Raw genomic sequence first — 14,064 nt, forward strand, 5'->3', positions numbered from 1 at the left:
AGGATGGGGGCATGAAGGCCACAAGCAAGGCGTCGAAGTCCGCCAGCCGTATTGATCTGCATATGCACAGTACCGCTTCGGATGGCCGTCTGTCGCCCACGGCGGTGGTCCAGCGGGCCGCGGATCAGGGCGTCCGGCTGATGGCACTCACCGACCATGACACCCTCGAGGGCCTCCCCGAGGCGCAGGCGGCGGCCGCACAATGCGGCATCGACTGCATACCGGGTATCGAGCTCTCGGCGCGCTGGGCACGGGGTGTGGTGCATATCGTTGGCCTGGACATTGATATCACGACCCCGATACTGCTCGAGGGCGTGGCCAGGCAGCAGATCGAGCGCCGTCAGCGTGCCGTGCGCATCGCCGAGCGGCTCACCCGGGCGGGCATCAGCGATATCACCGAGCGTCTCGAGCGATTGGCCCAGGGGGTGCCGGGGCGGGCGCACTTCGCCCGGGCCCTGGTCGAGCAGGGTACGGTGCCCACGGTCCAGGCCGCTTTCGAGCGCTACCTGAAGCGCGGGCGGCCGGGTTATGCCGCCGTTGAATGGGCTCGAATCGAAGAGGTGGTGGCCTGGATACACGCCGCCGGGGGGATCGCCGTGTTCGCCCATCCGCTGCGCTACGGCCTCTCGCGGGGTGCCCTGCGTGCCGCCATTCAGGCGTTTGTCGGCGCCGGTGGGCAATCCATCGAGGTGGCCAACGGTGGCGGCGGGCGGGATGACCACGTGGCCGCCGCCGCGCTGGCACGACGCTTTGGTCTGACGGGGTCAAAGGGTTCGGATTTTCATGATCCCGACTTCCCGTGGATCGAGATCGGGCGTCTGGCGCCCCTCCCACCGGATATCCCCGCGGTCTGGGAACGTTTCCGTGAAACACCGGCCGAGTCTGTCAGTGGCTGAAGAATCCGGACCGCTCGATCACCCATTTGCCGCCCTGCAGCCGGCGCTGATCCTGGATATGGTCGAGGCCGCCGGCGTGCAGGCGGATGGCCGTCTGCTCGCCCTTAATAGCTATGAAAACCGGGTCTATCAGCTCGGCGTCGAGGACGGGACACCGCTGATTCTCAAGGTCTATCGGCCCGGGCGCTGGAGTGATGGGTCGATCATCGAGGAACACGCCTTCGCCCGGCAACTGGCCGGACACGATATCCCGATCGTGCCGCCCATCAGCCTCGACGGTCACACCCTCCACCATGCCGCGGGGTTTCGTTTCGCCCTCTACCCGCGTCGCGGCGGGCATGCGCCCGAGCTCGACCAGGCGGCCACCCGGGAATGGCTGGGTCGGCTGCTGGGGCGTCTGCACACGGTCGGTGAAGCCGCCGAATTCGCCCACCGGCCGCTGCTTGATCCGGATGTCATGGGTCGACAGAGCCGCGACTGGCTGCTGGAGGCCGGCTGGATACCGGCAGCGCTGGCGGGGGCCTATCGCGCGGTGACCGATGAGCTGTTGAGCGCCATTGACGAGGCCTGGGCGCGGGCCGGACAGAGTGCGGCTGTCCGTCTGCACGGCGATTTCCATCCGGGTAACATCCTCTGGACGCAGGCTGGCCCGCATCTGGTGGATCTGGACGACTGTCGCACCGGGCCGGCCATCCAGGATCTGTGGATGCTGCTCAGCGGCGAGCGTGCCGAGCGAACGCTGCAGCTCAGTGACCTGGTGGCCGGCTACGAGCAGTTCCGCGAATTCGACCCCCGTGAGCTGCACCTGCTCGAAGCGCTGCGCACCCTGCGGATGATGAATTATGCCGCCTGGCTGGCACGGCGCTGGCATGATCCGGCGTTTCCGGCGGCCTTTCCGTGGTTTGGCAGCGAGCGTTACTGGGACGAGCATGTGCTGGCGCTGCGCGAGCAGCTGAGCGCGATGCAGACGCCGCCGCTGGCGGTATGATGGCGACGATTTCAACCGGCAACCAGAAGGCTACCCCGCAGTGATGATTGTGATAATCGGTGCCGGCCCGGTCGGCACGAACCTGATCGAGCAGGCCCTGTCGGGCACCAACAATGAGCTGGTGGTGGTCGAGAGCGACCCGGCCCTGGCCAATGCCTGTGCCGAGCAGCACGACGTGCGGGTGCTGTCCATGGACGTCGGTGACGATGCCTTTGTCGATGAAAGCCAGCTGGCGCGGGCCGAGGCGCTGATCGCCACCACGGATGACGACTCGACCAATCTCATGGCGATTCTGCTGGCCCGGGAGGTCGGGGTGAAAACGCTGACGGCCACGGTCAGCCGCCGTTCGCATATGGCCATGTTCCGCCGCCTGGGGGTGCGCGTGCTCGGCGACCCGGAGCGCCTGGTGGCCCAGCATCTGCTGGACATCACGCTGTTGCCGGGCATCAGCGATGTCACCACCCTGCGTGGCGGCCAGCAGATCATCGAACTCAGACTTGAAGACGGCTCGCCCCTGCTGGGGCTTGACGCCCGCACGATCCAGCAGCGGGAACTGCCGGACGCGGGGCTGCAGCTGCTGGCGCGGGTCCGTGACGGCGAGACCCAGCCCTTGACCGAGGGCGATGCCCTGGCGGCGGGCGACAGCGTGATCCTGTTCGCCACGGAGCGCCTGCGTGGCCGCCGCCGGCGGGAGTTTCTCGAGCGCAAGCTGGGGGGATGAGCGCGTGCGCGAGATCCTGCGTGGCGTCGGCTTTCTCCTGCATGTCCCCGGCGCCATGGCGCTGGCCTCGCTGCCCATCGCCTGGTGGGGTGGCGAGCGCTGGGGGCTGGCCGGATTCCTGATCACCGCGGCGGTGTCGCTGGGCGCCGGGCAGGCGCTGGTCTGGACGACGCGGGGCCCGCTGGTGTTCTATCGCTATCAATCCATGCTGATTGCCGCGATCAGCTGGCTGCTCATCACCCTGGTGGGGGCGATCCCCATTTATATCAGTGCGCATCTCTCGCCGCCCGCGGTTGACGCCGCTATCCAGATCTTCCGGTATCCGGCCAATGCCGTGTTCGAATCGGTATCGGGGTTCACCTCAACCGGCCTGACGGTGGTGAGTGCCGCCTCCGAGCTGCCCCTGCATATCCAGTGGTGGCGCAGCCTGATCCAGTGGGTGGGTGGCATTGGTGTCATCCTTCTGCTGCTGGCGGTGATCCCCGCCGAGCGCGGCGCGATCAACCTGTACTTCTCGGAAGCCCGCGATGAAAAGATCCTGCCGACGGTCAAATCCACCGTGCAGGCCATCTGGGCCATCTATGTGGGCTACACGCTGATTGGCATCCTGTTGCTGTGGCTGGCCGGCGACCCACTGTGGCGGGCCATCAATCACGCCATGTCGGCGATTTCCACGGGCGGGTTCACGATCACCGATGATGGGCTGGCGAGCGCGAGCACTGCGGTTCGACTGGCCTACACACCGATCATGCTGGTGGGGGCGATCAGCTTTCTCATTCATTACCGGATGGTGGTCGAGCGGGTCGGCCCGCGGTCCCTGTGGCAGTTGCTGGAGGTGCGGGTATTCGTCTACGTGCTCGTGCTGGGCGGGCTGCTGCTCTGGGGGCACCGCTGGCTGGTGGGTGCCGATACCGACCCGGTCAGTGCGCTGGTGCTGTGGGTGTCCGCCATCACCGCCACCGGTGTGACATCGGTGAACATCGCCACGCTCGACAATGGCTCGCTGCTGTTGATGCTGGTCGGGCTGGCCATGGGCGGCATGGCCGGATCGGCGGCCGGGGGCATCAAACTGCTGCGCGTCGGGCTTTTGATCAAGGACGTGGTCGGCCAGCTGAGACGGCTGCGCGCCACGCCCCACGAGGTGGTCGTGCTGCGCTATAACGGCGCCCGGATCACGCCGGCGGAAATGGCGCGGCTCGGGCATACCGCGCTGCGGCTCGTGGGCGTATTCATGCTGCTGTGGCTCGTCGGCGTTTTCATCATGCTCTACTGGATGCCCGATGACATGCGTCTGGCCTATGTGTTCTTCGACACGGCCTCGGCGCTGTTCAACAACGGGCTCGCCACCGGGGTGGCCGGACCGGACCTGGACACCGGCGCCGCGCTGGTGCTGAGCGTGCTCATGCTGCTGGGACGACTCGAGGTGTTTCCGCTGCTGCTGCTGGTGGCGTTTTTCCTGGGACGGCGCTAGGAAATCGCCGGCTGGCCGACAATTCCGCCGCGCAACCTGTAGACTGGGGGGTTATTCATCACAGCGACCGATTGATCAGCGAGCGAAATCCCATGAGCACCGATCCCATCCAGACCGACGTGCGCGACCTGCGCAATGTCGCCATCATCGCCCATGTCGACCACGGCAAGACCACGCTAGTGGATCAGTTGCTCCAGCAGTCGGGCACCCTGGCCGCGCGGGGCGAGGTGCAGGACCGGATCATGGATTCCAATGATCTGGAGCGCGAGCGCGGCATCACGATCCTGTCAAAGAATACCGCCATCAAGTGGCAGGATCTGCGCGTCAACATCGTCGACACACCGGGCCATGCCGATTTTGGTGGCGAGGTCGAGCGCGTGCTGTCGATGGTCGACTCGGTGCTGCTGCTGGTCGATGCGGTCGACGGACCGATGCCGCAGACCCGCTTTGTCACCCAGAAAGCGCTGGCGCTGGGTCTCAAGCCCATCGTGGTGGTCAATAAAGTCGACCGTGATGGCGCGCGGCCCGACTGGGTGGTGGACAAGACCTTCGATCTGTTCGACAACCTGGGTGCCAGTGACGAGCAGCTCGACTTTCCGGTGATTTACGCCTCGGCGCTGAACGGCTATGCCGGCACCGACTCGGATGTCCGCAGCGGCGACATGACCCCGCTGTTCGAGCTCATCCGCGACATCGTCCCGGCGCCTCAGGTGGATGCCGAGGGGCCATTCCGCATGCAGGTGACCTCCCTCGACTACAACAGCTATGTCGGCGTCATCGGCATCGGCCGTATCGAGCGGGGCAGCGTCAAGAGCAACCAGACGCTGAGCTGCGTCGACCGCGACGGCAAGCGCCGACAGGTCCGGCTGCTCCAGGTGCTGGGCTTCCTGGGGCTTGACCGCGTTGAGGTGCCCTTCGCCAGTGCCGGCGATATCATCGCGTTTACCGGCATTGACGGCATCAACATCTCCGACACGCTCTGCGACAGCTCGGCGGTGGAGGCGCTGCCGGCACTGACCGTCGACGAGCCGACGGTGTCCATGACCTTCCAGGTGAACACTTCGCCGTTCGTGGGCCGCGAGGGCAAGTATGTGACCTCGCGGCAGCTGCGGGAGCGGCTGATGCGTGAGCTCGAGCACAACGTCGCGCTGCGGGTCGAGGACACCAATGACCCCGAGCGTTTCCGGGTCTCGGGCCGCGGTGAGCTGCATCTGGGCATTCTCATCGAGAACATGCGCCGCGAGGGCTATGAGCTGGGTGTCTCCCGGCCCGAGGTCATCACCCGCGAGGTCGATGGCCGGCTTGAGGAGCCGTTCGAGCAGCTCACCGTCGACGTCGAGGAAGACTATCAGGGCGCGGTGATGCAGGCCCTTGGCGAGCGCGGCGGCGAGCTCACCGACATGCTCCCCGACGGCCGTGGCCGGGTGCGGCTGGACTACACCATTCCCGCGCGGGGCCTCATCGGTTTTCGCACTGAGTTCCTGACCGCCACCTCGGGCACCGGGCTGATGTATCACGTTTTCGATCACTACGGCCCGGCGAAGACCGGTGAGTACGGTCAGCGGATCAACGGTGTGCTGGTGTCGATGGCGCCCGGCAAGGCGCTCGCCTATGCGCTGTTCAACCTCCAGGATCGCGGCAAGCTGTTCATCGGGCATGGCGACGAGGTCTATGAGGGGATGGTCATCGGGCTGCACAACCGTGACAACGATCTGGTGGTCAACCCGCTCAAGGCCAAGCAGCTGACCAATGTGCGCGCGGCCGGCTCGGACGAGAGCATCATCCTCACGCCGCCGCAACGGCTGACGCTGGAGCAGGCGCTGGAGTTCATCGACGACGATGAGCTGGTGGAAGTGACCCCGGGCGCCATCCGCATCCGCAAGAAATACCTCCTCGAGCATGAGCGCAAGAAGGCGGCGAAGGCCGGCCACTAGGGCCCGTCGTGAGCCCGGAGCAGTCCGGGCTCAGCGCTCGCGCTGGATGATGTAGTCGGCGAGCGCGCGCAGGCGATCGGCGCCAGACCCCATACCGCCCAGGGCGTCGACGGCCCCGTCGCGCAGTCGACGGGCGAATTGCTGCGAGGCCTCAAGGCCCATCAGCCCCGGATAGGTCGGCTTGGCGCGACGCGCATCGGCGCCGCTGGTCTTGCCAATGGCCTCGCTGTCGCCGGTGACATCGAGGATGTCGTCCTGTACCTGAAAGGCCAGACCGATGCGCTGGCCGTACTCATCCAGCCTCTGACGGACCGAATCGTCAACGCCGTGGGGTCCGCTCAGCGAACCCAGCCTGAGGCTGGCCAGGATCAGCGCCCCGGTCTTGTAGCGGTGCATGGTCTCGAGCTGCGCGGCATTCAGTTGATGCCGGACGGCGCCCAGGTCCAGCGCCTGACCGCCCGCCATGCCCTGCGAGCCCACCGCCGCCGCCAGGGTCTGCACCATCTCCAGTCGGCGTTCGGCGGCAACGCCCGTCGCTCCCGCCAGATGCTCGAACGCCAGGGTCTGGAGGGCATCGCCGGCGAGGATCGCGGTGGACTCGTCAAACGCCCGGTGACAGGTCGGCTGACCGCGGCGCAGGTCATCGTCGTCCATGGCCGGCAGGTCGTCGTGGACAAGCGAGTAGGCATGGATCATCTCCACCGCACAGGCGGCGGGATCCAGATCCGACGCGTCGACGCCACACAATGCCCCCGCCTCGTAGACCAGGAACGGGCGCAGCCGCTTGCCCGGCGCCAGCACGGCATAGCGCATGGCCTGATGGAGCCGCGTCGGTGGCTGGTCGTCGGCGGGAAGGGCGGTTTCCAGGGCCGCCTCGACCCGCGCACGGGCCCGGCTCAGCGCGTCATTCAGGGCCGGTGTCATCGCTTCCCTCGAAGGGCCGGGGCTGGGCGTCGGGATCGCGGCCGGCGAGAATCTCGACGCGCTGTTCGGCCTCGGTCAGCGCCTTCTGGCACTCCCGCGTCAGCCGGATGCCCTGCTCGAAGCATTGCAGGGACTGCTCCAGTGTCAGCTCGCCGGCTTCCATGCGCTCGACCAGTTCCTCGAGGGTCTTGAGGGCGGCTTCAAAGTCGGGGGTCGATTCAGATTCACTCATGCCCGCAAGTCTAGCGCGCAGTGGCGGGCAACGCACTCGCCCGATGCGGTGCCACCCGTTACACTTCCCGCCATGAGCAAAGATTACGATTCCGCTTCCATCGAGGTTCTCACCGGCCTCGATCCGGTGCGCCGTCGCCCGGGGATGTATACCGATACCACCCGCCCCAACCATCTGGCCCAGGAGGTCATCGATAACAGCGTCGACGAGGCCATCGGCGGTCACTGCCAGCGCATTGACGTCACGCTGCATCGCGACGGGTCACTGTCAGTCAGTGACGATGGACGCGGCATGCCGGTGGACATGCACCCCGAGGAGGGGGCGCCCGGCGTTGAAATCATCCTTGGCCGACTGCATGCCGGCGGCAAGTTCTCGCGCGAGAGCTACCAGTTCTCCGGCGGCCTGCACGGGGTGGGTGTGTCGGTGGTCAACGCCCTGTCGACCCGCCTCGAGGTGAGTATCCGCCGCGACGGGCGGGAATGGCGGATGGCCTTCGCCAACGGCGAGCGGATCCAGCCCCTCGAGGCGGTGGGCGAGGTCGGCCGGCGCAACACCGGCACGCGCCTGCATTTCTGGCCGAATGCCGAGTACTTTGATTCGGCCCGCTTTTCGCTGCCGCGCCTGCGCCATGTCCTGCGGGCCAAGGCGGTTCTCTGCCCGGGGCTCGCCGTGCGGCTGGTCGAGGAGGCCAGCGGCGAGGAAACGCTCTGGCACTACGAAAAGGGGCTGGCCGATTATCTGGGAACCACCCTCGAGGGTGTCCCGCAGATCCCCGCAGCGCCGTTCACCGGCGATTTTTCGGCCGCCCACGAAGCCGTGGAATGGGCGGTCGCCTGGCTGCCCGAGCAGGGTGAGCCGGTGCAGGAAAGCTACGTCAACCTGATCCCCACCCTGCAGGGCGGCACCCACGTCAACGGCCTGCGCACCGGCCTGACCGAGGCGCTGCGGGAGTTCTGCGAATTCCGCAATCTCCTCCCGCGCGGCGTACGCATCGCCCCGGAGGATGTCTGGGAGCGGGTCACCTATGTGCTCTCGGTCAAGCTCGAGGAGCCGCAGTTCTCGGGCCAGACCAAGGAGCGCCTGTCCTCCCGCGCCTGCGCCGGATTCGTCTCGGGCGTGGTCAAGGACGCCTTCAGTCTGTGGCTCAACGAACACACCAGCGAGGCCGAAGCACTTGTCGAGCTGGTGCTCGCCAATGCCCAGCGCCGCCTTCGGGCATCACGCAAGGTGACGCGCAAGCGAGTCACCCAGGGGCCGGCGCTGCCCGGCAAGCTGGCCGACTGCAGCAACCAGGATCCGGGCATCAGCGAGCTGTTTCTGGTGGAGGGGGATTCCGCCGGGGGGTCCGCCAAACAGGCCCGCGACCGCGACTTTCAGGCCGTGATGCCGCTGCGTGGCAAGATCCTCAATACCTGGGAGGTCGATCCGTCTGAGGTCATGGCTTCGCAGGAGGTCCATGACATCGCCGTTGCGCTGGGGATCGAGCCGGGGTCGGAGGATCTGAGCGGGCTGCGCTACGCCAAGGTCTGCGTGCTGGCCGATGCCGACCCCGATGGTGCGCATATCGCGACGCTGCTCTGCGCGCTCTTCCTGCGCCATTTCCCCGCCCTGGTGCGGGCCGGCCACGTGTTCATGGCCATGCCGCCGCTGTATCGGGTGGATGTGGGCAAGCAGACCTGGTACGCGCTGGACGAGGACGAGCGCCAGGGTATCCTCGAGCGGATCGAGGCCGAAAAGCTCAAGGGCAAAGTGGCGATCACCCGGTTCAAGGGGCTCGGTGAGATGAACCCGCTGCAGCTTCGCGAGACCACCATGGCCCCGGATACACGGCGGCTGGTTCAGTTGACCGTTGACGCCCCCGAGGAAACCGAGGCGCTGATGGCGATGCTGCTGGGCAAGCGTGCCGCCGGCCAGCGCCGCGCCTGGCTGGAGCGCAAGGGCGATCTGGCCGACGTACTGGTATGAACGGGCGACAGGATATCCACAAACGATGAGCGAACCGATTCAGTCAGAAGGCTTCGAGCGCCGCCCGCTGCAGGAGTTCACCGAAAAGGCGTATCTCGATTATTCGATGTACGTCATCCTCGACCGGGCGCTGCCCCACGTCGGCGATGGCCTCAAGCCCGTGCAGCGGCGGATCGTCTATGCCATGTCCGAGCTGGGCCTCTCGGCGGTCTCCAAGCACAAGAAGTCGGCCCGCACCGTGGGCGACGTGCTGGGCAAGTACCACCCCCACGGCGACTCGGCCTGCTACGAGGCGATGGTGCTGATGGCCCAGCCCTTCTCCTATCGCTATCCGCTGGTGGACGGCCAGGGCAACTGGGGGTCGGCGGACGATCCCAAGTCCTTCGCGGCCATGCGCTACACCGAGGCGCGGCTGGCCCCCTACGCCCGCCTGCTGCTCCAGGAACTGGGCCAGGGCACGGTCGAATGGCAACCCAACTTTGATGGCAGTCTGGATGAACCGGTGACCCTGCCGGCGCGGGTGCCCAATGTGCTGCTGAACGGCGGTACCGGGATCGCCGTGGGCATGGCCACCGATATCCCGCCACACAATCTGCGCGAGGTCGCGTCGGCCTGCATCCGGCTGCTGGATGAGCCGGAGGCCGACATCGACGCGCTCTGCGAACACATCCAGGGCCCCGACTTTCCCACCGATGCCGAGCTCATCACCTCCGCCAGTGACATCCGCCGGCTCTACGAAACCGGTCATGGCGGTCTGCGGCTGCGCGCCCGCTGGGAGCAGGATGGCCGCGATGTGATCGTGACCGCCCTGCCGTTCCAGGTCTCCGGCAGTCGGGTGCTCGAGCAGATCGCCGCGCAGATGCAGGCCCGCAAGCTGCCCATGGTCGAGGATCTGCGTGACGAATCGGACCACGAGAACCCGACCCGCCTGGTCATCAGCCTGCGCTCCAACCGGGTGGATGCCGAGGAGGTGATGCAGCATGTCTTCGCCACCACCGATCTCGAGAAAACCTATCGGGTCAACCTGAACGTGATCGGTCTGGATGGCCGCCCGCGGGTGCGCAATCTGCGCGAGCTGCTTGGCGAGTGGCTCGAATATCGCCGCGACACGGTCCGGCGCCGCCTGCAGTGGCGGCTGGAAAAGGTCGAGGCGCGTCTGCATGTGCTCGAGGGCCTGCTGACCGCCTATCTGAACATCGACGAGGTGATCGCGATCATCCGTGACGCGGATGAACCGCGCCCGGCCCTCATGCAACGCTTCGGGCTGACCCAGACCCAGGCCGAGGCCATCCTCGAGCTGCGGCTGCGGCAGCTTGCCCGGCTCGAGGAAATGAAAATCCGGGGTGAGCAGGACGAGCTCGCGACCGAGCGCGACGAGCTGACTGACATTCTCGGCTCGGAAGACCGGATGACCCAGCTCATCCAGTCCGAGCTGAAGGCCGATGCCGAGGCCTATGGCGACGACCGCCGCTCGGTGCTGGTGGCGCGCAGCAGTGCACGGGCACTGAGTGAAAGCGAACTTGTGCCCAGTGAACCGATCACGGTGGTGCTCTCGCAGAAGGGCTGGGCGCGGACGGCCAAGGGCCACGAGGTGGATCCGCGCAGACTCTCCTATCGATCCGGTGACGGTTTTGCCGCGGCGGCCAGCGGGCGCAGCAACCAGCTGGCGGTTTTCCTGGACACCCAGGGACGCAGTTACAGCCTGCCCGCGCATACGCTGCCCTCGGCCCGTGGCCAGGGCGAACCGCTGACCGGCCGGCTGCAACCGCCGGATGGCGCCTACTTTGCGCATGTGCTGTGCGGCGAACCCGAGGAGCGGGTGCTGCTGGCATCGGACGGCGGCTATGGCTTTGTGGCCCGGATGCAGTCGTTGCAGGCCCGTCAGAAGGCCGGCAAGGCGGTGATCAATCGCCCGGCCGACAGCGAAATCCTGCCTCCCATCCGCCTCCCGGCCCATGCCGACCGCGTCGCCGTGGCCACCAGCGCGGGGCGGCTGCTGGTGTTTGCCCTTGATCAGCTCCCCGAGCTGTCACGCGGCAAGGGCAACAAGCTGATCGATATCCCCGCCGCGCGTCGGGCCGAGGGGACTGAGAAGGTGGTGGGACTGTGTCTGCTGGGGCCGGATCAGCCACTGGTGGTTACCGCCGGCAAGCGTACCCTCACGCTCAAGACAGCGGATCTGGCCGCCTACGAGGGCGAAAGGGGCCGGCGTGGGCGGCCGCTGCCGCGGGGCTTCCAGCGGGTCGATGCGCTGTCCCCGCATTCCAACTGAAGACGCTGCAGCAGGCTTTTGGCATGGCAGGAATGATTGATGCGCTGGTGATCGAGGATGAGGCCGACATCCGGGATGCGGTGGTGGGTTATCTGACGCAGGTCGGCTGGACCACCGCCGGTGTGGAATCGGTGGAAGCCGCCGATGCAGCGCTGGCGCAGACCGATGCGGCGGTGCTGGTGCTGGATCTGGCCCTGCCGGGCGAGTCCGGTCTTGACTGGCTCAGACGCCGGCCGGACCTGCGCGGAAAGGGCATCATCATGGTGACCGCCGCCGGTCGCGAGGCGGAGCGGATCGCCGGTCGCGATGCCGGTGCCGATGACTATTTCGTCAAGCCGGTGAACCTGGTGGAGCTCAGTGTGAGTGTCCGCAATCTGATCGCGCGGCTGCCCGTGAACGATCACTGGCAGCTCGACTCGCTCAGCTGGCAGCTGCGCGCGCCCGATGGATCGGCGGTCAGGCTCACCGCCTCGGAGCTGGCGTTGCTGGAACTGCTGGCGGGCCAACCCGGTGCCGTGGTGGAGCGCGACACGATCATCCGACGCCTGGGGGCCGACCCGGAGACCTACGACATCCGCCGTATGGAGGTCATGCTGCGCCGTCTGCGGGTCAAGATCGCCGACCAGCTCGGTCTCGAGGCCCCCATCGTGACTGTCCGGGGGACGGGGTATGCGTTCACGGCAGAGATTGACTGGACGGGAGAGGGATCCACAGGGTAAAGACGCTGCCCTGGCCGGGTGAACTGTCCACCGTCACCGATCCGCCGTGGGCGCGCATGACCTCGGCGACCAGGTAGAGTCCCAGCCCCAGTCCCTGTTTCCGGGGCCGCCCGGCTGCCTGGTGGTGTTTTCTGAAAATCGCGGCCTGCTCGGCTTCATCGATCCCGGCGCCCTCATCGCTGACGGCGATGCCGATGCAATCCACGGCCCTGCGTGTGCGGACACGGATCGGCGCCCCGGCGGGCGAGTACTTGGCCGCGTTGTCGATGAGATTATGCAGCGCGGTGGTCAGCAGCGCCTCATCGACAACCACGGGCACGGCGTCGATGGACTCGATCACGATGCTATGGGTGACTCGCAGGTCGCTGCTGTGCAACACCCGGGCGAGCCAGTCGTCGAGGTTGATGGTCTGCCTTTCCATGGCATCGAGTCGGTCGTGCAGGCGGTCGCTTTTGAGCCATTCATCAAACAGCCCCCGCAGGCGTTCCGCCGCCCGATCGATGGCCTGAAGGCGCTCATCCGAAAGGACATGATCACGCTGCTGCTCGAGCCGGGCGAGCTCCGTCTGGTTTGAGATGATCGCCAGCGGGTTACGGAATTCATGCGCGATCAGCGCCCCGAACTCGATGTACTGATTGAGGGTCTCGCGCTCTCGGTTCAGGGCCGACTCCAGCGCTTCGGTGCGGTCCTGGACCTTGCGCTCAAGCTGCCGCTCGGAATCCCGAAGCCCTTGGACCAGCTCCGCCTCGGCCTCGAGCGCTATGTCCTGGGCCTGTTCCCGGGCCCGCCGCTCGGCCTGGATCCGGTCGGCGAGGGCGAACGAGAGCAGCAGCATGTCGAGCAGCGAGCCGATCTGCATGAGATTGAGCGTCACCGCGTTGGTCGGTACGAGGGCGAAATTGCGGGCCGCCTGGATGCCGACGGCCAGCAGCAGGACCGCCCAGGCGGCCAGCAGGAAACGCGCGCTGCGATATCCGGCGAGCCAGCAGATGACCGTCACCGCCAGCATCAATGGTCCGGCGAGTACCGCCAGCGCACTCAGGCTGATCACGCCGATGCGGACCGGCAGACCCAGCAGCGGAAAAGCCGCCACCACGGTAAATGCCACCATCAGCCCACGCAGCAGCCAGTCGGCCCGGGGAACGGATCGGCGCGTATCCAGAAACTGGCGCAGGAATTCGACGGCGAAGACGCCCGCGATGGAGAACAGGGTGTTGGTCCCAATGCTGCGCGGCCAGTCGACCAGCGCGAGGGAGTAGGCACCAAATCCGTTCATGAACCACATGCCGGACGCCGCAAACAGCAGAAATCCGCAGTAAAGCAGGTAGTTGCGATCGCGCAGGGACAGGAACAGGAAGAAATTGAACAGCAGCAGCGCGCCGGCGACGCCATAGTAGGCGGCCGTCCACAGATAGTCGGTCTGGGTGGCATAACTGAACGTCGCCGGCTCCCACAGCGTCAGCGGCGTTGTGAGCGAGCCCACCGAGGCCACCCGTAGATAGTAGGTCTGGGGCGCGTCCGAGGCGAGCTGTATCGGAAAGACCGGGTGTCGGTGCGGCCAGGGGCGATTCGCCGCCGGCTGATACTGGCCGGTTTCAACGACTGTGCCGTCGGGATAAAAAAGCCGTAGGTCGGTCAGCCCATAGAATCCCACCTCGATCAGGTAGGGCGCCGGCTCGGGGGTGTTCCCGACAAGGGTGAAGCGCAGCCAGTAAACCGAGGCCGACAGGCCAAAGTTGAGGCCGCCAATGCCGTCGTTGGAGACGAACGCGCCGGCGGCGTCCGCGGCACGGACCTCACCGATGGTTTTCCCGCCGGTGGGATCCTCGAGAAACGCTACCTGGCTGTCCAGCCGGGTGCGGCCGTCATCGGGCGCGATGACGGCCGCGGTGGCCAGCGTCGGCAGCAGTGCAATCAGAACCATGAGGATCCGTTTCATGGG

11 protein-coding genes are annotated in these 14,064 nt (G+C 66.6%); 8 read left to right on the forward strand and 3 right to left on the reverse strand.

What is annotated here, in order from left to right; genetic code table 11:
• The first annotated feature begins 11 nt into the window (after positions 1-11).
• The 5 genes from BA899_RS07160 (at position 12) to typA (ending at position 6,010) form a co-directional block, all read left to right on the forward strand.
• Entirely contained in the window at positions 12-896 is an 885-nt protein-coding gene (locus BA899_RS07160; protein WP_159300181.1) for a PHP domain-containing protein, read from the forward strand.
• Positions 889-1,884: a serine/threonine protein kinase gene (locus BA899_RS07165; RefSeq protein WP_235013322.1), complete on the forward strand. Its 996-nt coding sequence runs from the start codon at positions 889-891 to the stop codon at positions 1,882-1,884. Before BA899_RS07160 ends, BA899_RS07165 begins: the two co-directional genes overlap by 8 nt.
• Before the next feature lie 43 nt (positions 1,885-1,927).
• Positions 1,928-2,605, forward strand: coding sequence for a TrkA family potassium uptake protein (locus BA899_RS07170; RefSeq protein WP_069134133.1), 678 nt, complete (start codon positions 1,928-1,930; stop codon positions 2,603-2,605).
• The gene (locus BA899_RS07175) at positions 2,559-4,076 is read left to right on the forward strand and encodes a TrkH family potassium uptake protein (RefSeq protein WP_148122335.1); all 1,518 of its coding nucleotides are present in this window, start codon (positions 2,559-2,561) and stop codon (positions 4,074-4,076) included. Before BA899_RS07170 ends, BA899_RS07175 begins: the two co-directional genes overlap by 47 nt.
• A 92-nt stretch (positions 4,077-4,168) precedes the next feature.
• The gene (gene typA, locus BA899_RS07180; RefSeq protein WP_159300182.1) at positions 4,169-6,010 is read left to right on the forward strand and encodes a translational GTPase TypA; all 1,842 of its coding nucleotides are present in this window, start codon (positions 4,169-4,171) and stop codon (positions 6,008-6,010) included.
• A gap of 30 nt (positions 6,011-6,040) precedes the next feature.
• Here typA and BA899_RS07185 read toward each other — a convergent pair whose 3' ends face one another.
• Positions 6,041-6,934, reverse strand: a complete 894-nt coding sequence (locus tag BA899_RS07185) for a polyprenyl synthetase family protein (protein ID WP_159300183.1) — start codon at positions 6,932-6,934, stop codon at positions 6,041-6,043.
• A complete protein-coding gene (locus BA899_RS07190; RefSeq protein WP_069134136.1) occupies positions 6,915-7,166 on the reverse strand; it encodes an exodeoxyribonuclease VII small subunit in 252 nt (83 codons plus the stop codon). Before BA899_RS07190 ends, BA899_RS07185 begins: the two co-directional genes overlap by 20 nt.
• Positions 7,167-7,238: 72 nt before the next feature.
• Here BA899_RS07190 and parE point away from each other — a divergent pair, with 72 nt between their 5' ends.
• From parE to BA899_RS07205, 3 genes are read left to right on the forward strand one after another with little or no spacing between them, the layout of a single operon-like run.
• A complete protein-coding gene (gene parE, locus BA899_RS07195; RefSeq protein WP_159300184.1) occupies positions 7,239-9,131 on the forward strand; it encodes a DNA topoisomerase IV subunit B in 1,893 nt (630 codons plus the stop codon).
• A 25-nt stretch (positions 9,132-9,156) separates the two neighbouring features.
• Positions 9,157-11,403, forward strand: a complete 2,247-nt coding sequence (parC, locus tag BA899_RS07200; RefSeq protein ID WP_159300185.1) for a DNA topoisomerase IV subunit A — start codon at positions 9,157-9,159, stop codon at positions 11,401-11,403.
• A 23-nt stretch (positions 11,404-11,426) separates the two neighbouring features.
• On the forward strand, positions 11,427-12,122 hold the full coding sequence (locus BA899_RS07205; RefSeq protein WP_083217691.1) for a response regulator transcription factor: 696 nt from the start codon (positions 11,427-11,429) through the stop codon (positions 12,120-12,122).
• Here BA899_RS07205 and BA899_RS07210 read toward each other — a convergent pair.
• The gene (locus BA899_RS07210) at positions 12,079-14,061 is read right to left on the reverse strand and encodes a sensor histidine kinase (protein ID WP_159300186.1); all 1,983 of its coding nucleotides are present in this window, start codon (positions 14,059-14,061) and stop codon (positions 12,079-12,081) included. The two genes, BA899_RS07205 and BA899_RS07210, sit on opposite strands and share 44 nt — an antisense overlap.
• Between the last annotated feature and the right edge of the window lie 3 nt (positions 14,062-14,064).

The organism is Spiribacter sp. SSL99, assembly GCF_009805925.1.
Lineage (GTDB): Bacteria > Pseudomonadota > Gammaproteobacteria > Nitrococcales > Nitrococcaceae > Spiribacter > Spiribacter roseus.

What these genes read in the sequence shown, in the direction of transcription:
- BA899_RS07160 (WP_159300181.1), top strand. Translation starts at nt 12, where the DNA reads ATGAAGGCCACAAGCAAGGCGTCGAAGTCCGCCAGCCGTATTGATCTG.
- BA899_RS07170 (WP_069134133.1), top strand. Translation starts at nt 1,928, where the DNA reads ATGATTGTGATAATCGGTGCCGGCCCGGTCGGCACGAACCTGATCGAG.
- typA (WP_159300182.1), top strand. Translation starts at nt 4,169, where the DNA reads ATGAGCACCGATCCCATCCAGACCGACGTGCGCGACCTGCGCAATGTC.
- BA899_RS07185 (WP_159300183.1), bottom strand. Translation starts at nt 6,934, where the DNA reads ATGACACCGGCCCTGAATGACGCGCTGAGCCGGGCCCGTGCGCGGGTC.
- BA899_RS07190 (WP_069134136.1), bottom strand. Translation starts at nt 7,166, where the DNA reads ATGAGTGAATCTGAATCGACCCCCGACTTTGAAGCCGCCCTCAAGACC.
- parE (WP_159300184.1), top strand. Translation starts at nt 7,239, where the DNA reads ATGAGCAAAGATTACGATTCCGCTTCCATCGAGGTTCTCACCGGCCTC.
- parC (WP_159300185.1), top strand. Translation starts at nt 9,157, where the DNA reads ATGAGCGAACCGATTCAGTCAGAAGGCTTCGAGCGCCGCCCGCTGCAG.
- BA899_RS07205 (WP_083217691.1), top strand. Translation starts at nt 11,427, where the DNA reads ATGGCAGGAATGATTGATGCGCTGGTGATCGAGGATGAGGCCGACATC.
- BA899_RS07210 (WP_159300186.1), bottom strand. Translation starts at nt 14,061, where the DNA reads ATGAAACGGATCCTCATGGTTCTGATTGCACTGCTGCCGACGCTGGCC.